The sequence below is a fragment of the Pantoea sp. BJFS-204 genome (assembly GCF_049310725.1).
GTDB classification, from domain to species: Bacteria; Pseudomonadota; Gammaproteobacteria; order Enterobacterales; family Enterobacteriaceae; genus Pantoea; species Pantoea agglomerans.
Genome location: NZ_JBMOWE010000002.1, coordinates 638,314 through 663,954 on the forward strand (window position 1 = coordinate 638,314; position 25,641 = coordinate 663,954).

Genomic DNA, 25,641 nt, shown 5'->3' on the forward strand with positions numbered 1-25,641 from the left:
ACGATGTTCGGAAAATTAACACTTGATGCAGTGCCGTACCATGAGCCGATTATCATGGTTACGGTTGCCGCTATCCTGATAGGTGGTGCAGCGCTGGTTGCTGCGCTCACCTATTTTGGTAAGTGGAAATATCTGTGGTCTGAATGGCTGACGTCAGTCGACCACAAACGCCTGGGTATCATGTACATCATCATGGCGTTCGTCATGCTGATTCGTGGTTTCGCTGATGCCATTATGATGCGTACCCAGCAGGTTATGGCTTCGGCCGGTGAAGCGGGCATTCTGCCACCGCACCACTACGACCAGATCTTTACCGCGCATGGCGTGATTATGATCTTCTTCGTGGCGATGCCGTTCGTGGTTGGCCTGATGAACATCGCGGTTCCGTTGCAGATTGGTGCACGTGACGTTGCGTTCCCGTTCCTGAACAACCTGAGCTTCTGGTTTACTGCGGTCGGTGTGATCCTGGTTAACCTGTCTCTGGGTGTGGGCGAGTTCGCACAGACCGGCTGGCTGGCTTATCCGCCGCTTTCCGGCGCGGAGTACAGTCCCGGGGTCGGGGTCGATTACTGGATCTGGAGCCTTCAGCTTTCAGGTATTGGTACGACCTTAACCGGTATTAACTTCTTCGTGACCATCCTGAAGATGCGTGCACCGGGCATGAGCCTGTTCAAAATGCCGGTATTTACCTGGACCGCGCTGTGCACCAACGTCCTGATCATCGCTGCGTTCCCGGTTCTGACCGTGACCCTGGCGCTGTTGACCCTTGATCGTTATCTCGGCTTCCATTTCTTCACCAATGAAATGGGCGGGAACATGATGATGTACGTCAACCTGATCTGGGTCTGGGGCCATCCGGAAGTGTATATCCTGGTACTGCCGGTGTTTGGTGTGTTCGCAGAAATTACCGCGACCTTCTCCAAAAAACGTCTGTTTGGTTATACCTCACTGGTGTGGGCGACCATCGCCATTACCGTGCTGTCGTTTATCGTCTGGTTGCACCACTTCTTCACCATGGGTGCAGGTGCCAACGTTAACGCCTTCTTCGGTATCATGACGATGATCATCGCGATTCCGACCGGGGTTAAAATCTTTAACTGGCTGTTCACCATGTATCAGGGCCGCATTCAGATGCACTCTGCCATGCTGTGGACCGTTGGCTTCCTGGTAACCTTCTCTGTAGGGGGTATGACCGGCGTACTGCTGGCCGTTCCGGGTGCTGACTTTATTCTGCACAACAGCCTGTTCCTGATTGCACACTTCCATAACGTTATCATCGGTGGTGTGGTGTTCGGTTGTATGGCGGGCGTGACCTACTGGTTCCCGAAAGCATTTGGCTTCACCCTGAACGAAACCTGGGGCAAGCGCGCATTCTGGTTCTGGATCATTGGCTTCTTCGTTGCCTTTATGCCGCTGTACGCACTGGGCTTCATGGGTATGACACGTCGTCTGAGCCAGGATATCGATCCACAGTTCCACACCTTACTGGTGGTAGCTGCGGGCGGTGCCGGTCTGATTGCGCTGGGTATTCTGTGTCAGCTGACCATGTTCTACGTCTCGGTACGTGACCGCGATCAGAACCGTGATGTGACGGGTGACCCATGGGGCGGTCGTACGCTGGAGTGGGCAACCTCTTCACCACCACCGTTCTATAACTTTGCTGTCATCCCGCATGTGCATGAGCGTGACGCTTTCTGGGAAATGAAAGAGAAAGGCGAAGCGTACAAACAGCCGGAATCTTATGAAGAGATTCATATGCCGAAAAACAGCGGTGCCGCAATTATCATCTGCGCATTTGCAACGGTAATGGGTTTCGCGCTGATCTGGCATATCTGGTGGCTGGCGGGTGTTTCATTCCTCGGCATGATCGTTTCCTGGATCGTGAAGAGCTTCGACGAAGACGTGGATTACTACGTTCCGGTTGCCGAAGTTCAGAAGATTGAGAACCAGCACTTTGACGAAATCAGCAAAGCAGGTCTGAAATAATGTCAACTGAAACTCTGATTAAACATCACCACGACGCCCATGCGGAGCATGGGCATCACGATGCAGGAGCCAATAAAGTCTTTGGCTTCTGGATCTACCTGATGAGTGACTGCATTATCTTCGCAACCCTGTTTGCGACCTATGCTGTCATGGTCAACAACACTGCCGGTGGCCCGGCAGGTAAAGATATCTTTGAGCTGCCGTTTGTTCTGGTAGAAACCGCCCTGCTGCTGTTGAGTTCGATCACTTACGGCATGGCTGTTATCTCCATGAACAAGGAGCAAAAAGGTGCCGTTATCGGCTGGCTGGCGCTGACCTTCCTGTTCGGTCTGGGCTTCATCGGGATGGAAATCTATGAATTCCATCACCTGATTGCTGAAGGCTTTGGTCCGGATCGCAGTGGCTTCCTGTCTGGCTTCTTTACGCTGGTCGGTACCCACGGTCTGCACGTGACCTCAGGTCTGATCTGGATGCTGGTTCTGATGTTCCAGATTTCCAAACGTGGCCTGAACGCGACTAACCGCACCCGTATCATGTGTCTGAGCCTGTTCTGGCACTTCCTGGACGTGGTCTGGATTTGCGTCTTCACCGTTGTTTACCTGATGGGAGCCATGTAATGAGTCATTCTGTTAACGAACATGGCGCTTCACACGGTAGCGTGAAGTCCTACATGATCGGCTTCATCCTCTCTATCATCCTGACGGCGATCCCGTTCTGGATGGTAATGGATGGCAGTGCATCTCACGGTACTATCCTTGGTGTTGTTCTGGTATGTGCAGTGATTCAGGTGCTGGTTCACCTGGTCTACTTCCTGCACTTAGACAGCAAATCTGAGGGTGGCTGGAACATGGTAGCCATTGTCTTCTCGGCCATCATCATCCTGATTGTCGTAGTAGGCTCACTGTGGATCATGTGGAACCTCAACTACAACATGATGCCTCACTAAAGAGTCACGCGTAATGTTTAAGCAATACCTGCAAGTTACAAAACCAGGAATTATTTTCGGGAATTTAATTTCTGTGATCGGCGGATTTCTGTTGGCTTCCAAAGGCAACACGGATTACGCCCTGTTTCTCATCACCCTGGTGGGCGTGTCACTGGTGGTTGCATCGGGTTGTGTGTTTAACAACGTGATCGACCGCGACATTGACATCAAGATGGAGAGAACCAGGAATCGGGTGCTGGTAAAAGGCCTCATCTCCGCGAAAGTAAGCCTGGTTTATGCCACTGTGCTGGGTATTGCTGGCTTTGCGTTGCTCTACTTCGGTGCTAATCCGCTGGCCATGTGGCTGGCGGTGATGGGCTTCGTGGTGTACGTGGGCATCTACAGTCTCTACATGAAGCGTAATTCCGTTTACGGTACGCTGATTGGCAGTCTGTCGGGTGCTGCGCCGCCGGTTATCGGCTACTGCGCGGTCTCTAACCAGTTTGATGCTGGCGCACTCATCCTGCTGGCGATCTTTAGCCTGTGGCAGATGCCGCATTCGTACGCGATTGCCATCTTCCGCTTTAAAGATTACCAGGCAGCGAACATCCCGGTTCTGCCGGTGGTGAAAGGCATTTCCGTGGCTAAAAATCATATTACGCTCTATATCCTGGCGTTTATGATTGCCACGCTGATGCTGACGCTGGGAGGCTACGCGGGCTACAAATATCTGGTGGTGGCTGCTGCGGTCAGCGTCTGGTGGCTGGGCATGGCGTTATCGGGTTATAAAACCGCTGATGACCGTGTCTGGGCGCGTAAACTGTTTGTCTTCTCTATCGTGACCATCACCGCACTGAGCGTGATGATGTCGGTGGATTCGATGGCTCCGGCCTCGAAGGACCTGCTGACTTACGTCTGGTAACCGGCACCGATACAGCATGAAAAGGGCGCGATTTTCGCGCCCTTTCTTTTTGTTACCACTGCTTAAAAACTATTGTTTTACCCGCCCTGCCCCGCCCCCTAGAATAAATGCAGCACATTAACAGAGGTTGGAATGAACGATAATAAAATGACTCCGGTGGAGCTGCGCGCCACATGGGGCCTCGGTACGGTCTTTTCCCTGCGCATGCTGGGAATGTTTATGGTCCTGCCGGTACTGACCACTTATGGCATGGCATTACAGGGCGCGAGTGAAACCTTAATTGGCCTGGCAATCGGCATTTATGGCCTTGCCCAGGCGATATTTCAGATTCCTTTTGGTCTGCTCTCCGATCGCATCGGGCGTAAGCCGCTGATCGTTGGCGGACTGTTGCTGTTTGTCCTGGGCAGTATTATTGCTGCCTGCACCGACTCCATCTGGGGCATTATTCTGGGCCGTGCACTTCAGGGCTCAGGCGCGATTGCCGCTGCCGTGATGGCGCTGTTATCCGATTTAACCCGTGAGCAGAACCGCACCAAAGCGATGGCGTTTATCGGCATCAGTTTTGGCGTTACCTTCGCGATCGCCATGGTGGTCGGCCCGATTGTTACTCACGCACTGGGCCTGCATGCGCTGTTCTGGATGATTGCGATTCTGGCGTCGCTGGGTATCGTGATCACTCTGCTGGTGGTGCCATCGGCCTCCCATCATGTTCTGAACCGTGAATCAGGCATGGTTAAAGGCAGCTTCCGCAAAGTGCTGGCTAACCCACGTCTGGTGAAGCTCAATATCGGTATTTTCTGCCTGCACGTCCTGCTGATGTCGAGCTTTGTCGCGTTGCCGGGGCAGTTTGAACAGGCAGGCTTCCCGGCTCCCGAACACTGGAAAGTCTATCTCTCCACCATGCTGATCGCTTTTGCTGGCGTAGTCCCCTTCATCATTTATGCCGAAGTGAAGCGCCGCATGAAGCGTGTCTTTGTCGGCTGCGTCGGGATGATTGTCATTGCCGAGATCGTATTGTGGGGCGCGGAAGGACATTTCTGGACGCTGGTGGTGGGTGTTCAGCTCTTCTTCTTCGCCTTCAACCTGATGGAAGCGATTCTGCCTTCGCTGATCAGTAAAGAGTCGCCCGCAGGCTACAAAGGCACGGCGATGGGGATCTACTCCACCAGCCAGTTCCTGGGCGTGGCCGTTGGCGGCAGCATGGGTGGCTGGGTATTTGGTCATTTCGATGCGCAGACCGTATTCCTGGTTGGCGCGATGGTGGCCGCAGCCTGGCTGTTTGTCAGCATGACAATGCAGGAACCGCCTTATGTCAGCAGCCTGCGCATCGTGCTGAGTGATGCCGCACTGGCCGTGCCGAATCTGGAGCAGCGCCTGAAAGCGCAGCCGGGCGTTAACTCTGTGTTTATCGTGCCCGAAGAGAAAAGCGCCTATATCAAAATTGATAGCAAGGTTACCAGCCGCCCTGAGCTGGAAGCTCTGCTGGGTAGTTGTTAGTTTAAAATGGGTTGTGCTGGTTAAATCTGGCCGGTTAGCCGTGGGATCTTGCGTGTAGAGGAAACCGGCTTGCTCGCTCAGATAACCGTTAGCCCATTTCGCTGTGAGATCGAGCTGGCTCAGGGAACACGGTCAGATCGGAAAGTCGCAAAAGCCGCCATCCATGGCATGCTCGGCCCGCGCCGTCCTGGCGCGGGACGCTTTCCTCCTCTGACCGTGTTCCCTGCGCCCCTGAGCTTTTGAGTTGCTGCTAAGTTCCCCCAGGATTTGAATCTGTTAACAGACTCAAATCCAACTCAATCCTGGTTTCAGACAGCTTATAAACTCAAAGCAAGGGGGCCAGCATAGGCTCAACCGCGCCAAACCCGGCACAAGCCTTCTTACAGACGACTCATAAATCCAAGGTGATGGGGGCCTGTGCCTGTAGCAAAGCATCGCGGACCAGAGACAAAAACGCCGGGAGCGTTTTTGAACAACGCAACGCGTTGGCCCGGCTACGGGCGCACCTCAGGGATGAGGTGCGTAATCGCCCGCGCTGAGCCGCCATGGATGGCGCTTTTGCGTCTTTGCGAAAGGCACAGGCTCCCTGAGCAAGCGCGCGATCGCACAGACGCCCTACAGCTCCCAACTCTCTCCAGAATTTCGACTTGTTTAAAGCGACAGAAGCCCACCCAAACTCAACAACAAAAAACCCGGCCTTAGCCGGGTTTTTATCACTGCATTCATGCTGAAATTCAGCCGGCCCCCGCTTAATCGCGGAAGTTTTTAAACTGGAAGGGCTGCCCCAGATTGCTGCCGCGCACGATTGCCATCGCACCCTGCAAATCATCACGCGCTTTGCCGGTTACACGCAATGCTTCACCCTGAATCTGGGTCTGCACTTTCAGCTTGCTGTCTTTGATCAGCTTCACCAGCTTCTTCGCCACGTCGCTTTCAATGCCTTTTTTCAGTTTGGCATCGACCGCCCAGCTTTTGCCGCTGTGCTCAATCTCTTCCGGCACCTCTAAAGCACCGCCTTCAATACCGCGCTTCAGTAACTTCTCACGCAAAATATCCACCAGCTGCTTAACCTGAAAATCGGACTCGCTGGTGATTTTGATGGTTTCATTCTTTTCGTTGAGCTCAAACTCGGCGCTCACGTTGCGGAAATCGAAGCGGGTAGACACTTCACGGTTGGCATTTTCCACCGCATTGCGAATTTCCTGCAGATCGACTTCTGAAACGATATCGAAAGATGGCATCTCTTCTTCTCCTGACGCTAAAGTGACATGCATAATACGCGTCTTAAGGTGCTAAATAAAATCAGGCTGCACACAACGCTATAATGAAAGTGTGACAGTAAATAATAGATGGATAGCCCGCCAGCGGGAGGCAGCATGAAAATTACCGTGTTAGGTTGCGGCGCTCTGGGTCAGATCTGGATGACAACCCTTGCCCGCCAGGGACATGAGGTGCAGGGATGGTTGCGGGTGCCGCAGCCCTACTGTTCAGCCAATGTGATTGATCCACAGGGTAACATTTCGAACCGCACGTTTATCGCCAACGATCCGCTGTTTCTGGCAGAAAGCCAGCTGCTGCTGGTCACGCTCAAAGCCCCGCAGGTCTCGCCCGCGGTGAAAAACCTGGAAAGCGTGCTGCCAGAAAACTGCCCGGTGCTCCTGCTGCACAACGGCATGGGGACGCTGGAAGAGCTGAAAGGACTGACTCAGCCGCTGCTGCGCGGCGTCACCACCCATGCGGCGATGCGCGATGGCACCGTTATTAAACACATCGCCAGTGGCATCACCCACATCGGCCCCGGTAACCGCAAAAGCGCCGCTTACAGCGATCTCGCCGATATCCTGCATCATGCCCTGCCTGACGTCGCCTGGCATGACAACATCCGGGCGGCCTGCTGGCGCAAGCTGGCAGTGAACTGCATCATCAATCCGCTAAGCGTGGAGTATGAGTGCCAGAACGGTGCCCTGCGCGCTTATACGGAGCAGATCGCGCAACTGTGCGAAGAGATCAGTTGGGTTATGGAGCGCGAAGGTCAGAACGTTGCCAGCGAAAGCCTGCAGGACATCATATTCGACGTGATTGAAAGCACCGCGGCCAACACCTCTTCGATGCTGCAGGACATACGCGCCCAGCGTCTCACCGAAATCGACTATATCAGCGGTTTTCTGCTGCGCCGCGCCCGGACGCACGGCCTGGTGCTGACGGAGAATACCCGTCTGTATGACATTGTAAAACGCAAGGAGTCCCATTATGACCGCGAACGCATCAGTGCTGGTTTGCCTGGCACATGGCAGTGAAGAAACCGAAGCTGTCACCACTATCGACCTGCTGGTACGGGCCGGGCTGAACGTTGTCACCGCCAGCGTCGAAAGCGACGGCAACCGGGAGATCGTCTGCTCACGCGGTGTTCGTCTGCTGGCTGACGTGACGCTGGTTGAAGTCGCCGACAATGATTTCGCCGCCATCGTCCTGCCCGGCGGCCTGAAAGGCGCCGAAACCTTCCGTGACAGTCCGCTGTTAGTCGAAACGGTACGCCAGTTTCACCTCAATGAAAGGATCGTCGCCGCTATCTGCGCAGCAGCAGGCACGGTACTCATCCCCCACGATCTCTTCCCGGTCGGTAACATGACCGGCTTTCCCGGCTTAAAAGAGACCATTCCGTCAGACAAGTGGATGGAGCGGCGTGTGGTCTGGGATCCCCGCGTCAATCTGCTGACCAGCCAGGGGCCTGGCACGGCAATGGATTTTGCGCTGAAACTGATCGATCTGCTGGTGGGAAAAGAGATGGCGCGCGAGGTGGCCGCACAGCTGGTGCTGGCTCCCGGCATTTATGACTATCAGGCGTGAACACGCTGAGTTGATCAATCTGTTTAAGGCAATGCAGCCAGTCAGACCTGAACAGGCGCTGACTGGCTCTGAGGCGTCACTACGGGCGGTAGACTTTCACGTTTTTAAAGCCCTGCTCATGCAGATAGAGTGCCTGCAGACGGCTCATCACACCACGATCGCAGTAGAGCAACCAGGTCCGGTTCTGATCGAGATCGCCAAACTGCGTACTGAGTTTGTAGAACGGCAGCGATTTCACTTCCGTAGCTTTCAGTGCCAGAGGCTTCTCTTCCTGCTCATCAATAGAGCGGATATCCAGCACCACGTCGTTCTCACTCAGCATGGCGACGGTCTCAACTTCAACCACCTCCTCTTCTGTCTGCTCAGCGATGGTACGGATATCGACGTTGGTCGCCTCTTCAATGACCCGATCCAGAATCGTGAAGTCGAAATTCTGCTCTTCAGCCTCGATCTTCTCTTTCACCGCTTTCACGGTCGGGCTTTTTGAGATGACACCGCAATATTCCGGCATGGTGCTGGCGAAATCTTCGGTGCCAATCTCACGGGCAATCCTGATGATGTGCTCTTTGTCATGAGAGATCAGCGGACGCAGAATCAGCGTATCAGAGGCGTTATCAATCAGGCGCAGATTGGTCAGCGTCTGGCTCGACACCTGACCCACCGCTTCACCGGTAACCAGCGCCTGCACGCCGTAGCGCTCAGCAATCGTCGAGGCGGCACGCACCATCATGCGCTTCAGCACCACGCCCATCTGGCCGTCATCCACTTTTTCGAGGATCTCACCCACTACCGGCTCAAAATTGATCGCCACGAACCGCACGCGGTGTGAACGACCAAAACGATTCCACAGATAGTGCGCAACCTGACGGACGCCAATCTCATGGGCGGCACCGCCAAGATTAAAGAAGCAGTAATGTACGCGACTGCCGCGACGCAGCAGCATATAGCTGGAGACGCCGGAGTCAAAGCCACCGGAAATCAGCGACAGCACATCTTCCTGCGTGCCGATCGGGAAACCGCCCAGACCTTCATAGCGCGCAGTCACCAGCGTCAGACGATTCTCTTCAACTTCAAGATTCACCGTCACGTCCGGGTTTTTAAGCTGCACGCGGGCGCTTTCAATATGCTGATTCAGACCGCCGCCAACATAGCGCTCCACATCCTGTGAACTGAAGCTATGCTTACCACGACGCTTAACACGCACGCAGAAGCTCTTCCCTTCAAGGCTGTCGCGATACTGCACTAAAGTCTGTTCAAAGATGTGATGAATATCGGTGTACTCACGATCTTCAACCGCTAAAACGTGATGAATCCCCGGAATGCGCGTCAGCTCATCGGGAATAATGTCCCGCAGCACCGGATTTTTCGAACGCACTTCAATGTGATCCCAGTGACGCACAACGGCGATTTCGTCGCTAACGGTTTTCAGGACGTTGCGGATATTGCTGGCAAGAATCTTGATAAAGCGCAAACGCACCGACGGACTCTTGATGGTGATTTCAGGAAATAACTTGATGATAAACTTCATGGCGGCGACACAGCTTCGTTGGGCAAATAAGTGCTAAAACAGGCAGCACTTAGCTGGTAAAATCACAAAATTGCGGGCTGCAAGGCGCAACCGCATCCGAGGCGCGGGAGTATATCACCTTTGTCAGGTGACTGCTTCTTCATCAGCCGCCGCATTGATTATTTTGCTAATCATAGGGTCTCAGCTACCATGACCGATTGCGAGATAATGTCCCAACCGTGAGTCGACACGAAATATGCCGAAAAAAGCCGAACAGCCAGCCAGCTTTGAAACGTCATTGCAGCAGCTGGAGCAGATTGTCAGCCGTCTGGAAAGTGGTGAACTGCCGCTGGAAGAAGCCCTGAACGAATTTGAGCGCGGCGTGCAGCTGGCGCGGACTGGCCAGCAGACGCTGCAGCAGGCTGAACAGCGGGTCCGTATTCTGCTGAACGATGATAAAGATGCCGACCTCACTGCTTTCACGCCGGAAAACAGCTAATGGATTTCGCCCGATTACTCGACGCGTATCAGCAGCAGGTTAATGCCGCGCTGACGCGTTTTATAGAGCCACTTCCTTTTCAGAGTTCTCCTCTGGTGAATGCCATGCAGTATGGGGCATTATTAGGCGGTAAACGCCTGCGTCCATTTCTGGTCTACGCTACCGGCGAAATGCTCCACGCCGACCCGGCGAGTCTGGATGCCCCCGCCGCCGCGGTTGAATGCATTCATGCGTACTCTCTGATTCATGACGATCTCCCCGCAATGGACGATGATGCACTGCGTCGCGGGCAGCCAACCTGTCACATTAAATATGGCGAAGATACCGCGATTCTGGCGGGCGACGCCCTGCAGACGCTGGCCTTTTCAATTCTGGCCGACCAGGCGATGCCCGGTGTCAGCGCTGAATATCGTCTGATGATGCTCTCTGAACTGGCGAAAGCCAGCGGCGTGGCCGGCATGTGTGGCGGACAGGCGCTTGACTTAGCGGCGGAAGGTAAATCTGTGGATCTGGACCAGCTGGAGCAGATCCATCGTCATAAAACCGGCGCGCTGATCCGTTCAGCGGTACGGTTAGGCGCCTTAACGGCGGGCGATGCTGGCCGGGAAGCCCTGCCGCTGCTCGACCGCTATGCAGAGGCCATTGGTCTCGCGTTTCAGGTGCAGGACGACATTCTGGATGTGATCGGTGACACAGCGGTGATCGGAAAACGCCAGGGTGCCGATCAGCATCTGGGAAAAAGCACCTATCCTTCACTGTTAGGCCTTGAAAATGCCCAAGCTAAAGCGCGGGATTTGTATCAGGAAGCACTTGATACGTTAGAAATGCTCGCTGCGCACTCTTATAACACTACAGCACTGCAGGCGCTGGCGAGCTTCATAATTGAACGCGACAAATAACTTCCATAATGAGTCTCTGATGAGTTTTGATATTGCTAAATACCCGACACTGGCGCTGGCAAACACGGTTCAGGAGCTGCGCGCCCTGCCGAAAGAGAAGTTGCCTGCGCTCTGTGATGAACTGCGTCAGTATCTGTTAGACAGTGTAAGCCGCTCCAGCGGCCATTTTGCGTCGGGTCTGGGCGTGGTCGAACTGACGGTTGCGCTGCATTATGTCTATAACACCCCCTTCGACCATCTGGTATGGGATGTGGGTCATCAGGCTTATCCCCATAAAATTCTGACCGGTCGCCGCGATCGCATCGGTACGATTCGTCAGAAAAATGGCGTACACCCGTTTCCATGGCGCGGCGAAAGTGAATATGACGTATTGAGCGTCGGACACTCGTCAACCTCCATCAGTGCCGGTCTCGGCATGGCCGCGGCGGCAGAACGTGAAGGTCAGGGTCGTCGCACCGCCTGTATTATTGGCGATGGCGCCATCACCGCTGGCATGGCGTTTGAAGCGATGAACCATGCCGGTGATATCAAGCCGGACATGCTGGTGATCCTCAACGACAACGAGATGTCGATCTCCGAAAACGTCGGCGCGCTGAATAACCGTCTGGCGCAGATCCTGTCGGGTAAAACCTATGCGCGACTGCGCGAAGGCAGCAAGCGTGTGCTGACCAGCCTGCCACCGATCAAAGAGCTGGTAAGGCGCACCGAAGAGCATCTCAAAGGCATGGTCGTGCCGGGCACGCTGTTCGAAGAGCTGGGCTTTAATTATATCGGCCCGGTAGATGGGCACGATGTGCTGACGCTGGTCAATACGCTGAGCAACATGCGCAGCCTGAAAGGGCCGCAGTTCCTGCATATCATGACGAAGAAAGGAAAAGGCTACGCCCCGGCAGAGGAAGATCCGATTGCCTGGCACGCCGTGCCTAAATTTGATCCTGCGATTGGCGAACTGCCAAAAAGCGCAGAAGGCCTGCCGAGCTACTCTAAAATCTTCGGTAACTGGCTGTGTGAAATGGCCGCCGACGATCCGAAACTGATGGCGATTACGCCAGCAATGCGCGAAGGCTCCGGCATGGTGGCCTTCTCACGCGAATTTCCGAAACAATATTTCGATGTGGCGATTGCCGAGCAGCACGCCGTGACCTTCGCTGCCGGTATGGCGATTGGCGGCTATAAACCGATTGTTGCTATCTACTCCACCTTCCTGCAGCGCGCCTACGATCAGCTGATCCATGACGTCGCCATCCAGAAACTGCCGGTCCTGTTTGCTATCGATCGCGGTGGTATTGTTGGCGCGGATGGTCAGACTCACCAGGGCGCGTTTGATCTCGCCTATCTGCGCTGCGTGCCGGATATGGTGATCATGACCCCCAGCGATGAAAATGAGTGTCGGCAGATGCTCTACACCGGCTATCACTATCAGGATGGTCCAAGTGCAGTGCGCTATCCGCGCGGCACCGGTGTCGGCACGCCACTGGCACCGCTGCAGAGCCTGCCGCTGGGTAAAGCCGTGGTGAAACGTCAGGGTGAAAAGCTGGCGATTCTGAACTTCGGCACCCTGTTGCCGGAAGCGGCCGCCACGGCGGAAGCGCTGAATGCGACTCTGGTCGATATGCGCTTTGTGAAGCCGCTGGATGAGGCGCTGATCGCCGAGCTCGCCGCCACGCACGACTCGCTGATTACGCTGGAAGAAGGCGCCATCAAAGGCGGTGCCGGCAGTGGCGTCAATGAGTTTGTCATGGCGAAACGTCTGGCTGTTCCGGTGCTGAACATCGGTCTGCCTGATGAGTTCATCCCGCAGGGGACGCAGGATGAAGTGCGTCATGACTATCTGCTGGACGCGGAGGGCATTCAGCAGCAGATCGCCCACTGGCTGGCGCAGTAACCTCCCCTCTCTGCGCTCCCCCCTCGGGGAGCGCAACATCCTGCTATGCTAAGACCTTTGCACTTTCGCAGGAGCCTCCACCATGAAAACGATTCAACTGGGTACCACCGATCTACAGGTGTCGCGTCTCTGTCTTGGCTGCATGACTTATGGCGAACCCACGCGCGGCAACCATGCCTGGACGCTGCCGGAAGCGAGCAGCCGTCCGCTGATCCAGCAGGCGCTGAACGCGGGGATCAACTTTTTCGATACCGCCAACAGCTATTCAGATGGCAGCAGCGAAGAGATCCTGGGCCGGGCGCTGAAAGACTTTGCCCGCCGTGAAGAGATCGTGGTCGCCACCAAAGTCTATTTCCCGCTGACCAATCTGTCACAGGGATTGTCGCGCAAGAATATTCTGCAATCCATTGATGACAGCCTGCAGCGTCTCGGCATGGAGTATGTCGACCTGCTGCAGATTCACCGCTGGGATTATGAGACGCCGCTGGAAGAGACACTGGAAGCGCTGCATGAAGTCGTGCAGTCTGGCAAAGCACGTTATATCGGTGCCTCGTCGATGCACGCCAGTCAGTTTGCTCAGGCGTTGCAGATGCAGTCGGAACAGGGCTGGCATCGCTTTGTCAGCATGCAGGATCAGTACAACCTGATTCAGCGCGAAGAGGAGCGTGAAATGCATCCGCTCTGCCTGCAAGAGCAGATTGCCGTGCTGCCGTGGAGTCCGCTGGCACGCGGTAAGCTGACCCGCCCGTGGGGGGAAAATACCGCGCGTTCCGCCTCTGACAAAGTGATGGCGTCGCTCTATGACAATACCGAAGAGAATGATGCTGTGATTGCAGAGCGGCTGGCGCAGGTGGCGGAAGATAAAGGTGTAACGCGGGCGCAGGTGGCTCTGGCCTGGCTGCTGAGCAAGCCTGCCGTCACGGCACCGATTATTGGTGCGTCGCGTGCTGAGCAGTTTGAGGATCTGGTGAAGGCGGTGGATGTCACGCTGAGTGACGAGGAAGTTGCACTGCTGGAAGAGGTCTATCAGCCGCATCAGCCGGTAGGATTCGAATAAAATCAGAGAAGGAGACGCCCTGCCCGGGCGTCACCTTCTGTCGCGGTGTGAAGAGCCCTGGCAGTTAACCTGCCAGCCAGACCCCAAAGCCATACAGCATGGCAGCGGAAATCACGCCAGCAATAATGTCATCCACCATAATGCCCATGCCGCCATGCACATTGCGGTCAAACCAGCGAATCGGCCACGGCTTCCACATATCAAGAATACGGAACAGCACAAAGCCACCCAGTACCCATTGCCAGCTGTTGACCGGAATCGCCATCAGCGTGATCCACATGCCGATAAACTCATCCCAGACAATACTGCCGTGATCGTGTACGCCCATATCTTTAGCGGTGCGATGGCAGAGATAGACGCCAACGCAGATACCGACCAGCACCACCAGCGAATAGAGATCCTGCGGCAGATAGGTCATCAGCCACCAGAACGGAATGGCCGCCAGCGATCCCATGGTGCCAGGCACGACCGGGCTTAATCCGCTGCCGAAACCGGTCGCCAGCAGATGCCAGGGATTGCTCATCCGCAGGCGACTCTTCGCCACGTCGTTATTTAGCATCAAAGTGATCAAACCCTTTATGACGGAATGTGGCGGGCTTGCCATTATCCAGCAGCGTTAAGCCTTCCGACTCCGGCGCCATCTGTCCGATGCAGGTATAGGGCACGCCCAGGTGACCCAGCGCCACATCGAGCGCGCCGCGATTGACCTCGGGCACCGTAAAGCAGAGTTCGTAATCTTCTCCGCCACTCAGCGCCCAGCGCAGGACCTGCTCAGGGTCGAAATGGTCGCGCAGCGCAGCCGAAAGGGGCAACGCATCCAGATTAAGCCGTGCGCCACAGCCGCTGGCTTTCAGCACGTGGCCGAGATCGGAAATCAGGCCGTCGGAAAGATCCACCGCTGAGGAGGCCAGCGAACGCAGCGCCTGGCCCTGCAGAATGCGCGGCATAGGACGCAGATGACGTTTAATCAGCGCTTCATGCACCGCCGGATCGCTGATACGGCAGTGATGCTGCAGCAGCGCCAGGCCCGCGGCGCTGTCACCCAGCGTTCCGGTCACGTAAATCCAGTCACCCGGCTTCGCGCCTGAACGTTTCAGGGCGCGGCCCTGCGGCACCAGACCGTGAATCGCCAGCGTCAGGCTCAGCGGGCCACGGGTGGTGTCGCCGCCGACCAGCTGCATGTCGTAATATTCCAGCAGTTCAAACAGGCTTTCGCTGAAGGCAGAGAGCCAGCTCTCATCGACCTGCGGCAGCGTTAAGGCCAGCGTCAGCCACGCAGGGTCGGCGCCCATGGCAGCAAGGTCGCTGAGATTCACAGCCAGGGCTTTGTAACCCAGATCGGCAGGATGGATATCCCGTAAGAAGTGCACACCCGCGACCAGGGTATCGGTGCTGATCGCCAGCGTCTGTTTTTCCGGCACGCTAAGTAACGCACAATCGTCACCGATGCCGAGTTCGACATCACGGCGGCTGCGTGTTCTGCGGTTGAAGTAGCGTGCGATGAGTTCAAATTCACCACAAGACATAATTGCGTTCCGCTTAACCCTTCATGAAAAAAGGCCGGCAAGCCGGCCTTTTTGTTTATTTGCGATTGGGTCGAATTTGTGGACCGGCTTTATCAAGCACGCCGTTAACAAATTTATGACTGTCTTCGGCACCGAAGACTTTCGCCAGCTCAATCCCTTCGTTGATGGCCACTTTATAAGGCACATCATTACGTTTGCTCAGCTCATACAGCGAGATGCGCAGGATAGCTTTTTCTACCTGGCCCAGCTCTTCGAGCTGACGCGACAGATAGGGCTTCATCAGTCCATCCAGATACGCACTGTTGGTCGCCACACCGGACAGCAGTTCGCGGAAGTAGGTAATGTCGACGTCTTTGACGTCCTGTTCCGCCAGAAACTGGTATTCCACATCGGCAATGTCGTTATTCGACAACTGCCAGGAGTAAAGCGCCTGAACAGCGCACTCACGGGCGCGACGACGAGCAGCAGGTTTCACAAAATTCCCCTTACAAAAATCAGGCTTTAATGGCTTTCAATACGTTGATCATTTCGAGCGCAGTCAGAGCCGCTTCAGCACCTTTGTTACCCGCTTTGGTGCCGGCACGCTCAATGGCCTGCTCGATGCTTTCAGTGGTCAGCACGCCAAACGCGACAGGAATCTCGCTGTTCATGGCAACGCTGGCGATACCGGAGCTGGCTTCACCCGCCACATATTCGAAGTGCGCAGTGCCACCACGAATAACCGTACCGAGTGCGATAATCGCATCATATTTGCCGGTGTTGGCCAGCGCGCGTGCTGCCAGAGGCAGTTCGTATGCACCAGGCACCCAGACTACGGTGATATTGTCATCTTTGACCTGGCCGATACGTTTCAGGGCGTCAACTGCGCCATCCAGCAGGCTGTCATTAATGAAGTTGTTAAAACGCGCGATAACGATGGCAACATTGGCCTCAGGCGTTGCAACAGCAGCTTCGATAACTTTCATACTTATCCTTTCAGGGGTTTGGTTGGCCCCGCGCAGGGGGGCGGATTCTATCATACTCTTGGGCGGCGTGCTCTCGCTTTTCCGACCGTGTTATTGTGGTGTCAGGGTCAGGCGTAAATCGTCACCGACCTGGCGGACATCACTGAAACGGAAGGCAGGTGCGTCAGCCAGCTGGCTCAGTCCCGGCAGCTGACACAGCCCGCGTCCTTCATGACCTAACAGCTTAGGCGCCAGATAAACAATCAGTTCATCGACCAGTCCGGCCTGCAACAGGGCACCGGCCAGCGTTGCGCCCGCTTCAACCCAGACGCTGTTAATCTGTCGCTGTCCCAGCAGCATCATCATCGCCACCAGATCCAGCTGCTGTTCGCGCAGCGGAACAGCGATTTGCGTCACATCAGCGGGCCAGCTCTGCTCATCGGGCTGATGACGCATCAGCCAGGTTTCGCCCGGCTGCGAAATGAGCCGATGCTGCGGCGTCACGCGATTCTGGCTGTCGATAATCACCCGCACCGGCTGACGCAGTTGCTGTTCATTGAGCAGTGCCTGGCTCTCCGCATTGAGTTCAGACCAGCGTACCGTCAGGGAAGGATCGTCCGCCAGCACCGTGGCGCTGCTGCTGAGAATGGCGGCGCTCTGCGCACGCAGGCGCTGCACATCACGACGGGCAGCCGGCGAGGTTATCCACTGACTTTCGCCGCTGGCCATTGCCGTTCTGCCATCCAGTGAGGCACCCAGCTTGAGCTGGATCCAGGGGAAGCCAGTGCGCATGCGTTTGAGGAAACCGCGATTCAGCGCCTCCGCTTCCGGCATCATCAGACCGTGGCTGACCTCGATGCCCGCCTGATGCAGACGGTGCAGTCCGCGCCCCGCCACCTGCGGATTCGGATCCTGCATGGCGGCCACGACACGGGTAACGCCAGCGGCGATCAGCGCATCACAGCAGGGTGGCGTACGGCCATGATGGCTGCAGGGTTCCAGCGTGACATAGGCGGTTGCGCCACGCGCTTTCTCGCACGCCATGCGCAGGGCGTGGACTTCAGCATGCGGTTCACCGGCGCGCTGATGCCAGCCCTCACCGACCACCTCGCCATCGCGCACAATCACGCAGCCCACATTGGGGTTCGGCATCGTCGTAAAGCGGCCGCGTCGCGCCAGTTCCAGCGCACGCGCCATGTAAAGTTCATCCATGGTTTAATCCTGTAACCGGGCGATCTCTTCGCCAAAATCACGAATGTCTTCAAAGCTGCGGTAAACCGAGGCAAAACGGATGTAGGCGACTTTATCGAGCTTCTTCAGCTCATCCATCACCAGATTGCCGATCAGCTTACTGGGGATCTCACGTTCACCGGTGGCACGCAGCTGGGTTTTAATATGGTTTACGGCGCTTTCAACCGCATCGGCGCTGACCGGACGCTTCTCAAGCGCTTTCATCATCCCGCTGGCCATTTTGTCTTCATTAAAGGGTTCGCGCACGTCATTGCTTTTCACCACGCGTGGCATCACCAGTTCCGCCACCTCGAAGGTGGTAAAACGCTCATGACACATCAGACACTGGCGGCGGCGGCGCACCGAAGAGCCTTCACTAACCAGACGAGAATCAATCACTTTGGTGTCCACAGCGGAGCAGAATGGGCAATGCATGACGTTTCCTGACGCGAGAGAGATGGGCCAGACAGTGTAACGCGAACTGCGAATCAACAAAATCTCTTCCGTGCCTTTCCTGTGCCACCACGCACAGCATAAATGATGTTAAATATCAGCGACGGCAAAAGGGTCTACGCTTATAGAGCCGAAAGACGGCGTATATCCACTAACACACTGGAGGTTGTATGGGTCTGTTTAATTTTGTGAAAGAAGCCGGTGAAAAATTATGGGATGCCGTGAATGGCGGCGATGACCAGAATAAAAAGCTGCAGGATCACATCAACAAGCTCGGGTTACCCGACAGCGACAAAGTGGATGTGAAGGTCAATGGCGATACCGTGACCGTGACGGGCGATGGCCTTTCCCAGGAGCTGAAAGAGAAGATTCTGATCGCAGCCGGTAACGTTGCAGGCATCACCAAAGTGGAAGATAAGGTGACCGTGACAGACAGCGCGGCCGAGTCAGAACTTTACACCGTGAAAAAAGGCGACACGCTGAGCGCAATTTCCAAACAGGTTTATGGAAATGCCAACGAATACAACAAGATTTTCGAAGCGAATAAACCAATGCTCTCTCATCCTGATAAGATCTATCCTGGCCAGGTTTTACGTATTCCAAAATAACGGACAAGGATAACTTATGAGCAGGATGGTTTGGGTTCCGGTGGCGCTCTCTCTGGTGATGCTGAGCGGTTGCAGCAGTAGCGCCAGCAACCCGCAGGTCAGAGAGTTGCATCAGGAAGTGAGTCAGCTTAATCAGCAGATGCAGCACCTGACCACGCAGGCCAGCGCGCTGGAGATTCAGGGGCAGTTAAACAGCCATTCGCAGCAAGGCGCGTGGCTGATCCCGCAGGCGAACACGCCGGTGGCACTGCAAACCCAGCTCGGCACGCTGCGACTGGCGCTCTCGCCTGTCACCGCTGAAGCCAGCGGCTCGCGGGCAACCCTGACGGTACTCTCAATGGACGATCGCCCTTTGCCCGCCCTGCACGCTACGGTGAACTGGGGCGAACTCGATCCGGCAACCGGTAAACCACTGAGTAACGGCAGTCTGAGTCAGACAATAGCGGTCCCTGCCTCGCTGTTGCCCCAGCATTCGGTGAGCATACCGCTGCAACTCAGCGGCCTCACGCCGGATCAATCAGGTTATGTCCGCGTGCATAACGTCACCGGCGACGCACCTGCGCAGACCTCCCCTGCTGCACCCTGATCACAGGTGCAAAATAAAAACGGGCAGCCACATGGCTGCCCGTTTTTATTTCTCTGCGGCGATTAAGGCAGGATAGAAGGCTGATCGGCGCCCTCTTTCTCGACTTTCTGCACCAGCATATGTTCACGCTTCATGCCCAGCTTCAGCGCCAGCGCCGAAGAGACATAAATTGATGAAATCGTACCAATCGTCACACCAATCAGCATGGTCAGTGAGAAGCCTTTCAGCAGCGCACCACCAAACACGAAGAGGATGAGGATCATCGCCAGCGTGGTCAGCGAGGTAATCAGCGTACGGCTTAACGTCTGGGTCAGTGACACGTTAGTAATATCGTAAGAGCTGCCGCGACGGATCTTGCGGAAGTTTTCACGAATACGGTCCGACACCACGATTTTATCGTTAAGCGAGTAGCCAATCACCGACATCAGTGAGGCAACAATCGTCAGGTCGATTTCAATGCGGAACAGCGCCAGCAGGCCGCAGGTGATGATCACGTCATGCGCCAGCGCCAGCACGGTACCCAGCGCCAGACGCCACTCAAAGCGAAAACCGATGTAGATCAGAATCGCAATCAGCGCGGACAACAGCGCCATCGCACCCGCCTGCGCCAGGTCGCTGCCCACACTCGGACCCACGAACTCAATGCGCTTAACGGTAGCATTCTGCTGGGTGGTCTGGTTAATCACCGACACCACTTTATTGCCTAACTCGGTGCCCGCCGGGCCGGTAACCGGTGCCATACGCACCATGACGTCACGGCTGCTGCCAAAGTTCTGCACCAGCGGCTCGTCAAAGCCCGCTTTCACCAGATCACCACGCAGGACTTCAAGATCGGCCGGTTTTTCCAGCGCGATCTCAATCACCGTACCACCGGTGAAATCGAGGCCCCAGTTAAAACCACGCACACCCACGATAGCAATCGCGGCGAGAATCAGCAGTCCCGAAATGATGAAGGCCAGCTTATCCCAGCGCATAAAGTCGACGACTTTACGCCCGTGGTTCAACTGCTCAATGTTATATTCCTGTGCCACAACGCACTCCTCAGATAGACAGCTTGTTGATGCGTTTGCCACCGTAAACCAGGTTAACAATGGCACGGGTACCGACAATCGCGGTGAACATTGAGGTTGCGATACCAATTGCGGTGGTAATAGCAAAGCCTTTGATCGAACCGGTGCCGACTGCATAAAGAATGATAACTTTGATCAGGGTGGTCACGTTCGCATCGACAATACTGGAGAAGGCGCCTTTATAGCCCTCATGAATTGCCTGCTGAACCGAGCGCCCGTTACGCAGCTCTTCTTTAATACGTTCGTTAATCAGCACGTTGGCATCCACCGCCACCGCTAGCGTTAACACGATACCGGCAATACCCGGCATGGTCAGGGTCGCACCCGGCAACAGCGACATAATGCCGACAATCAGCACCAGGTTAACCAGCAGCGCGCTGGTCGCTATCAGACCAAACTTCTTATAGAACACCACCATAAACAGGATCGACGCAAGCAGACCCCACAGGCAGGCTTCCAGACCCTGAGTAATATTCTGCTGACCCATCGTCGGCCCGATAGTACGCTCTTCCACAATCTGGATGGGCGCAATCAACGCACCGGCACGCAGCAGCAGCGAGAGCTGACGCGCTTCGTTCGGGTTATTGATACCGGTGATACGGAAGCTGTTCCCCAGACGAGACTGGATATTAGCGACGTTAATCACCTCTTCCTGTTTCACCAGAATTGAACGGCCATTGGCATCTTTCTTACCGCTGTCTTTGTACTCCACAAACAGGGTCGCCATCGGCTTGCCGATGTTGTCCTTGGTGAAGTTCGACATGATGTTACCACCTGCGCCATCCAGTGAAATGTTCACCTGTGGCTGGTTGTACTCATCCATGCTGGAAGTCGAGTCGGTGATATGGTCACCGGTCAGGATCACCCGCTTGTAGAGCACCACCGGCTGGCCATCACGCATGTCTTTAACTTCAGAGTCACCCGGCACACGACCACTGGCAGCTGCGGTTGGATCGACGCTGGTGTTCACCAGACGGAACTCCAGCGTCGCCGTCGCACCCAGAATCTCTTTGGCGCGTGCCGTATCCTGAATACCCGGCAGCTCAACTACGATGCGATCGGAACCCTGACGCTGTACCAGCGGTTCGGCCACGCCCAGCTGGTTCACACGGTTACGCAGAATAGTAATGTTCTGCTGAACCGCATATTCACGCGCTTCGCTGAGACGGGCATCGCTCATGGTGGCACGCAGAGCATCGCTGCCGCTGCTGTTGATCACCAGATCCTGATGACGCGAGGTCAGCCAGGAGATCGCCGCATCGCGGCTGGCTGCGTCACGGAAACGAATTTCCACGCCGTAGTTCGCGATTTTGTTGACGGTGGTGTAAGGGATACTTTTGGTGCGCAGGTCGCTACGCAGCGAGTCAGCATTCTGCTCCTGCAGTTTGCCGAGCGCGGTGTCCATGTCCACTTCCATCAGGAAGTGCACACCACCACGCAGATCGAGACCGAGTTTCATCGGTTCTGCTGACAGCATCGACAGCCAGCGAGGCGTGGCTGGCGCGAGGTTCAGCGCAACAACGTAGTTTTCACCCAACGCTTTCATGATCGCTTCACGGGCGCGTAACTGAACATCCGTATTATTGAAGCGCGCGGTAATCGCACCATTTTCCAGCGCAACAGATTTGCTCTGGATATTGTCTTGTTTTAATGCGGACTGAATTTGATCCAACGTCTGCTCACTGGCGGCGCTTCCGCGCGCACCAGTGATTTGAACGGCCGGATCCTCACCATACAGGTTGGGAAGCGCATAGAGCAGGCCGACGAGAATCACGACGACCAGCATCACGTACTTCCACAAAGGATAACGATTTAACACGGCAGTTCCCTTAGGGAAGAAAGAATTACAGCGCCTTGATAGTGCCTTTAGGCAGCACGGCGGCGACGAAATCACGTTTAATGACGACTTCATTGGTGTCATTCAGCGCGATAGCTACGTAGCCCGTGTCAGAGACTTTTGTTACGCGGCCTACAAGGCCGCCGCTGGTCAGCACTTCATCACCCTTAGAGATAGAATCCATCAGCTTCTTGTGCTCTTTCGCACGTTTCTGCTGCGGACGCAGGATCATGAAATAGAAAATCAGACCAAACACCACCAGCATGATCACCAGAGAATACGGACTTCCCTGAGACGGTGCGCCTGCTGCGGCCACGGCGTCAGAAATGAAAAAGCTCATTAAATTTCCCTCATTGATGAATTATCAGACGTTAAAGGCGGAACTTCTTTGCCCGTCCGTTGGTAGAACTCGTTTACAAAGCGCTCTAATTTACCCTCTTCGATGGCCTGGCGTAAACCTGCCATCAGGCGCTGGTAATAGCGCAAATTGTGGATAGTGTTCAGACGCGCGCCCAGTATTTCGTTACAACGGTCGAGATGATACAAGTAGGCGCGGCTATAATTGCGACAGGTGTAACAATCACACTCCGCATCCAGTGGCGCAGTGTCATCTTTGTATCTGGCGTTGCGGATTTTCACCACACCCTCGGTCACAAACAGATGACCATTTCGGGCATTACGGGTCGGCATCACGCAGTCAAACATATCGACGCCGCGACGGACGCCCTCAACCAGATCTTCTGGCTTGCCGACACCCATCAGATAACGCGGTTTATCCTGCGGAAGCTGCGGACAGACGTGCTCAAGAATACGGTGCATGTCCTGCTTAGGCTCACCCACCGCCAGGCCGCCCACAGCGTACCCATCAAAGCCAATCTCTACCAGACCTTTCACCGAGACATCTCGTAAATCTTCGTAAACCGAGCCCTGAATAATGCCAAATAGCGCATTTTTATTGCCCAGGCTGTCAAAACGGTCACGACTGCGTTGCGCCCAGCGCAGCGACATCTCCATCGAGCGTTTGGCGTAGTCCCAGTCCGCCGGATAGGGCGTACATTCATCGAAAATCATCACGATGTCGGAACCGAGGTCATACTGAATCTCCATCGATTTTTCCGGATCGAGGAAGATCGGGTCGCCGTTGATCGGGTTACGGAAATGCACGCCCGCTTCGGTGATTTTACGGATGTCGCCCAGGCTGAAGACCTGGAAGCCGCCGGAGTCGGTCAGGATCGGCCCTTTCCACTGCATAAAGTCATGCAGATCGCCATGCAGTTTCATGATCTCCTGGCCCGGACGCAGCCAGAGGTGGAAGGTATTGCCCAGAATGATCTGCGCGCCGGTCTCCTGCACTTCTTCCGGCGTCATGCCTTTAACGGTGCCATAGGTGCCAACAGGCATAAACGCAGGGGTTTCCACCACACCGCGATCAAAAATCAGACGGCCACGGCGTGCGCGCCCATCTGTGGTATCAAGTTCAAATTTCACAAAGCCTCCATCGGAGAAACAGTCCGATGCAGATAACCTTCAGTCGCTCTCAGTCGATTCCGGCTATCGGTTAATAAATCAGTCGCCCACTTTTTCCAGCGGCGCCTGCGGATTTTTGCTGATAAACATCGCGTCGCCATAACTGAAGAAACGATATTGCTCAGCCACGGCTGCGCGGTACGCGGCCATGGTGTGCTGATAACCGGCAAACGCCGAGACCAGCATAATCAGAGTCGATTCGGGCAGATGGAAGTTGGTGATCAGCGCATCGATCACCTGATACTCATAGCCCGGATAGATGAAAATCTGGGTATCGTCGAAGAACGGCGCAATCAGGGCATCCTGACTCGCTTTGGCGGCGCTCTCCAGCGAACGGACAGAGGTGGTGCCGACAGCGACCACCTTATTGCCGCGTGCTTTACAGGCCAGCACCGCATCAACAACCTCCTGCGGCACTTCGGCATATTCAGCATGCATGTGATGCTCTTCGATGGTGTCGACGCGCACTGGCTGGAAGGTTCCCGCACCGACATGCAGCGTCACAAACGCCATCTCAATGCCCTTCTCTTTCAGCGCCTGCAGCAGCGGTTCATCAAAATGCAGACCGGCGGTCGGTGCCGCAACGGCACCCGGACGGGCGCTGTAAACTGTCTGATAGAGCTCGCGATCCGCCTCTTCATCCGGACGGTCGATATAAGGCGGCAGAGGCATATGGCCAACGCTGTTGAGGATGTCGAGCACCGCGCGCTCATCATCAAACACAATCTCAAACAGCGCATCGTGACGCGCCACCATCGTCGCTTTGACGCTCTCGTCTTCGCCCAGCAGCAGTTCTGCTCCCGGCTTCGGCGCTTTCGAGGCGCGCACATGGGCCAGCACACGCTTGTCGTCAAGCATCCGCTCCACCAGCATCTCGATTTTGCCGCCACTGGCTTTGCGGCCAAAGACGCGCGCCGGAATCACACGGGTGTTGTTGAACACCAGCAGATCGCCCGGATTCAGCTTATCCAGCACGTCGGTGAACACACCGTGCGACAGCGTCCCGCTGGGACCATCGAGCGACAGCAGACGACAGCCGCTGCGCTGCGCCGGGGGATAGTGAGCAATCAGGGATTCGGGCAGTTCAAAAGCAAAATCGGCGACACGCATGAAAGAGTTCTTTCTCAGGCAAAAACAGGCGGCACAGTTTAGCGGAAAATCGACCAATTCTGAACAACTGGCTGCGCAAAGGCAGTTCAGCCTATAATGCGGCATGAACTTTCTTGCTCATCTCCATCTGGCTAAGCTGGCCGACAGCTCCTTACTCGGCAATTTAATGGCCGATTTTGTGCGTGGCAACCCGCACCAGTACTGGTCTGCGCCCGTCGCGGACGGCATTCTGATGCACCGTCGTCTCGATGTGATGACCGATGCGCTGCCGGAAGTGCGCAGCGCCCGTCAGCTGTTCCGTGCCGAAACCTATCGCGTGGCACCCATTACGCTGGACGTCATCTGGGACCATTTTCTGGCCCGGCACTGGCAGCACTTCACGCCCGGCCAGACGCTGGTGCACTTTTCTGCCGCCGCCGAGCGCGAGATCATGCCGCAACTGGCAGACACCCCCATCGAGTTTCAGGAACTCAACGCGGTGATGTGGCGCGAGCGCTGGTTTGAGCATTATGCCCAGCCCGCGCGGCTGGAGCGGGTGCTGCACGGCATGGCAAGCCGCCGTCCACGCCTGGCAGCCCTGCGCGACTCCTACCACGATTTCACGCAACACTATGATCAGCTGGAAGCGCTGTTTTTTGTTTTTTATCCGCGTTTAATGGCGCTGGCGACCAGCAGAACCCTGTAAAACCCGATCCTCTGCTGCCGGGCTGGCGGACGCCAGCTTTC

General features: G+C 55.6%; 27 protein-coding genes. 14 read left to right on the forward strand and 13 right to left on the reverse strand.

The features are described 5' to 3' along the window. Positions 1-3: 3 nt before the first annotated feature. The 5 genes from cyoB (at position 4) to ACO6VX_RS09830 (ending at position 5,330) form a co-directional block, all read left to right on the forward strand. A complete protein-coding gene (cyoB, locus tag ACO6VX_RS09810; RefSeq protein WP_010255400.1) occupies positions 4-1,986 on the forward strand; it encodes a cytochrome o ubiquinol oxidase subunit I in 1,983 nt (660 codons plus the stop codon). Further along, a complete protein-coding gene (locus ACO6VX_RS09815) occupies positions 1,986-2,603 on the forward strand; it encodes a cytochrome o ubiquinol oxidase subunit III (RefSeq protein ID WP_009091720.1) in 618 nt (205 codons plus the stop codon). Before cyoB ends, ACO6VX_RS09815 begins: the two co-directional genes overlap by 1 nt. Then, on the forward strand, positions 2,603-2,932 hold the full coding sequence (locus tag ACO6VX_RS09820; RefSeq protein ID WP_008924889.1) for a cytochrome o ubiquinol oxidase subunit IV: 330 nt from the start codon (positions 2,603-2,605) through the stop codon (positions 2,930-2,932). Before ACO6VX_RS09815 ends, ACO6VX_RS09820 begins: the two co-directional genes overlap by 1 nt. A 13-nt stretch (positions 2,933-2,945) precedes the next feature. After that, the gene (cyoE, locus tag ACO6VX_RS09825) at positions 2,946-3,833 is read left to right on the forward strand and encodes a heme o synthase (protein ID WP_010255394.1); all 888 of its coding nucleotides are present in this window, start codon (positions 2,946-2,948) and stop codon (positions 3,831-3,833) included. A gap of 132 nt (positions 3,834-3,965) precedes the next feature. After that, complete coding sequence (locus ACO6VX_RS09830) at positions 3,966-5,330, forward strand: MFS transporter (protein WP_010255391.1); 1,365 nt, start codon at positions 3,966-3,968, stop codon at positions 5,328-5,330. Between the two features lie 749 nt (positions 5,331-6,079). Here ACO6VX_RS09830 and ACO6VX_RS09835 read toward each other — a convergent pair. After that, a complete protein-coding gene (locus ACO6VX_RS09835) occupies positions 6,080-6,571 on the reverse strand; it encodes a YajQ family cyclic di-GMP-binding protein (RefSeq protein WP_003852530.1) in 492 nt (163 codons plus the stop codon). Positions 6,572-6,706: 135 nt separating this feature from the next. Here ACO6VX_RS09835 and panE point away from each other — a divergent pair, with 135 nt between their 5' ends. Further along, a complete protein-coding gene (gene panE / locus ACO6VX_RS09840; protein WP_422458095.1) occupies positions 6,707-7,627 on the forward strand; it encodes a 2-dehydropantoate 2-reductase in 921 nt (306 codons plus the stop codon). Continuing rightward, positions 7,581-8,177, forward strand: a complete 597-nt coding sequence (yajL, locus tag ACO6VX_RS09845; RefSeq protein WP_010671202.1) for a protein deglycase YajL — start codon at positions 7,581-7,583, stop codon at positions 8,175-8,177. The genes panE and yajL overlap by 47 nt, the downstream gene beginning before the upstream one ends. A gap of 79 nt (positions 8,178-8,256) precedes the next feature. On the opposite strand, the gene thiI is transcribed toward yajL, so the two are convergent. After that, entirely contained in the window at positions 8,257-9,705 is a 1,449-nt protein-coding gene (gene thiI / locus ACO6VX_RS09850) for a tRNA uracil 4-sulfurtransferase ThiI (protein WP_033766637.1), read from the reverse strand. A 235-nt stretch (positions 9,706-9,940) separates the two neighbouring features. Here thiI and xseB point away from each other — a divergent pair, with 235 nt between their 5' ends. From xseB to ACO6VX_RS09870, 4 genes are all read left to right on the forward strand, one after another. Then, complete coding sequence (gene xseB, locus ACO6VX_RS09855) at positions 9,941-10,183, forward strand: exodeoxyribonuclease VII small subunit (protein ID WP_010255382.1); 243 nt, start codon at positions 9,941-9,943, stop codon at positions 10,181-10,183. After that, a complete protein-coding gene (ispA, locus tag ACO6VX_RS09860) occupies positions 10,183-11,082 on the forward strand; it encodes a (2E,6E)-farnesyl diphosphate synthase (RefSeq protein ID WP_010671200.1) in 900 nt (299 codons plus the stop codon). The genes xseB and ispA overlap by 1 nt, the downstream gene beginning before the upstream one ends. Positions 11,083-11,101: 19 nt before the next feature. Then, a complete protein-coding gene (dxs, locus tag ACO6VX_RS09865; RefSeq protein WP_010255380.1) occupies positions 11,102-12,967 on the forward strand; it encodes a 1-deoxy-D-xylulose-5-phosphate synthase in 1,866 nt (621 codons plus the stop codon). Positions 12,968-13,049: 82 nt separating this feature from the next. Next, complete coding sequence (locus ACO6VX_RS09870; protein ID WP_010255378.1) at positions 13,050-14,024, forward strand: aldo/keto reductase; 975 nt, start codon at positions 13,050-13,052, stop codon at positions 14,022-14,024. A 64-nt stretch (positions 14,025-14,088) separates the two neighbouring features. On the opposite strand, the gene pgpA is transcribed toward ACO6VX_RS09870, so the two are convergent. The 6 genes from pgpA to nrdR form a co-directional block, all read right to left on the reverse strand. After that, complete coding sequence (pgpA, locus tag ACO6VX_RS09875) at positions 14,089-14,583, reverse strand: phosphatidylglycerophosphatase A (RefSeq protein WP_031293112.1); 495 nt, start codon at positions 14,581-14,583, stop codon at positions 14,089-14,091. Continuing rightward, complete coding sequence (gene thiL, locus ACO6VX_RS09880) at positions 14,573-15,550, reverse strand: thiamine-phosphate kinase (protein ID WP_010255374.1); 978 nt, start codon at positions 15,548-15,550, stop codon at positions 14,573-14,575. The genes pgpA and thiL overlap by 11 nt, the downstream gene beginning before the upstream one ends. Positions 15,551-15,605: 55 nt before the next feature. Further along, a complete protein-coding gene (gene nusB, locus ACO6VX_RS09885) occupies positions 15,606-16,025 on the reverse strand; it encodes a transcription antitermination factor NusB (RefSeq protein WP_010255372.1) in 420 nt (139 codons plus the stop codon). 19 nt (positions 16,026-16,044) lie between these two features. Next, positions 16,045-16,515 (reverse strand): 6,7-dimethyl-8-ribityllumazine synthase, encoded by a 471-nt coding sequence (ribE, locus tag ACO6VX_RS09890; RefSeq protein ID WP_010255369.1) that lies wholly within the window; start codon positions 16,513-16,515, stop codon positions 16,045-16,047. A gap of 90 nt (positions 16,516-16,605) precedes the next feature. Next, entirely contained in the window at positions 16,606-17,706 is a 1,101-nt protein-coding gene (ribD, locus tag ACO6VX_RS09895; RefSeq protein WP_163850632.1) for a bifunctional diaminohydroxyphosphoribosylaminopyrimidine deaminase/5-amino-6-(5-phosphoribosylamino)uracil reductase RibD, read from the reverse strand. 3 nt (positions 17,707-17,709) lie between these two features. After that, the gene (gene nrdR, locus ACO6VX_RS09900) at positions 17,710-18,159 is read right to left on the reverse strand and encodes a transcriptional regulator NrdR (protein WP_009091750.1); all 450 of its coding nucleotides are present in this window, start codon (positions 18,157-18,159) and stop codon (positions 17,710-17,712) included. A gap of 188 nt (positions 18,160-18,347) precedes the next feature. Between nrdR and lysM the strand changes: the two genes are divergently transcribed. Next, a complete protein-coding gene (gene lysM / locus ACO6VX_RS09905) occupies positions 18,348-18,785 on the forward strand; it encodes a peptidoglycan-binding protein LysM (RefSeq protein ID WP_010671197.1) in 438 nt (145 codons plus the stop codon). A 16-nt stretch (positions 18,786-18,801) separates the two neighbouring features. Next, positions 18,802-19,371 carry a DUF3251 domain-containing protein gene (locus ACO6VX_RS09910; RefSeq protein WP_163850634.1) on the forward strand — a complete coding sequence of 190 codons (570 nt, stop codon included), beginning with the start codon at positions 18,802-18,804 and terminating at the stop codon, positions 19,369-19,371. A gap of 62 nt (positions 19,372-19,433) precedes the next feature. On the opposite strand, the gene secF is transcribed toward ACO6VX_RS09910, so the two are convergent. The 5 genes from secF to queA all read right to left on the reverse strand — a co-directional run bounded on the left by secF (position 19,434) and on the right by queA (position 24,915). After that, entirely contained in the window at positions 19,434-20,402 is a 969-nt protein-coding gene (gene secF / locus ACO6VX_RS09915) for a protein translocase subunit SecF (RefSeq protein ID WP_010255357.1), read from the reverse strand. A 10-nt stretch (positions 20,403-20,412) separates the two neighbouring features. Then, entirely contained in the window at positions 20,413-22,260 is a 1,848-nt protein-coding gene (gene secD, locus ACO6VX_RS09920; RefSeq protein ID WP_010671195.1) for a protein translocase subunit SecD, read from the reverse strand. Positions 22,261-22,285: 25 nt separating this feature from the next. Next, a complete protein-coding gene (gene yajC, locus ACO6VX_RS09925) occupies positions 22,286-22,618 on the reverse strand; it encodes a preprotein translocase subunit YajC (RefSeq protein ID WP_010255353.1) in 333 nt (110 codons plus the stop codon). After that, complete coding sequence (gene tgt, locus ACO6VX_RS09930; protein ID WP_010255351.1) at positions 22,618-23,766, reverse strand: tRNA guanosine(34) transglycosylase Tgt; 1,149 nt, start codon at positions 23,764-23,766, stop codon at positions 22,618-22,620. The genes yajC and tgt overlap by 1 nt, the downstream gene beginning before the upstream one ends. A gap of 78 nt (positions 23,767-23,844) precedes the next feature. Next, complete coding sequence (gene queA, locus ACO6VX_RS09935; protein ID WP_422458096.1) at positions 23,845-24,915, reverse strand: tRNA preQ1(34) S-adenosylmethionine ribosyltransferase-isomerase QueA; 1,071 nt, start codon at positions 24,913-24,915, stop codon at positions 23,845-23,847. A 103-nt stretch (positions 24,916-25,018) separates the two neighbouring features. Between queA and ACO6VX_RS09940 the strand changes: the two genes are divergently transcribed. Beyond that, positions 25,019-25,600, forward strand: a complete 582-nt coding sequence (locus ACO6VX_RS09940) for an ACP phosphodiesterase (protein ID WP_045140718.1) — start codon at positions 25,019-25,021, stop codon at positions 25,598-25,600. Positions 25,601-25,641 lie beyond the last annotated feature (41 nt).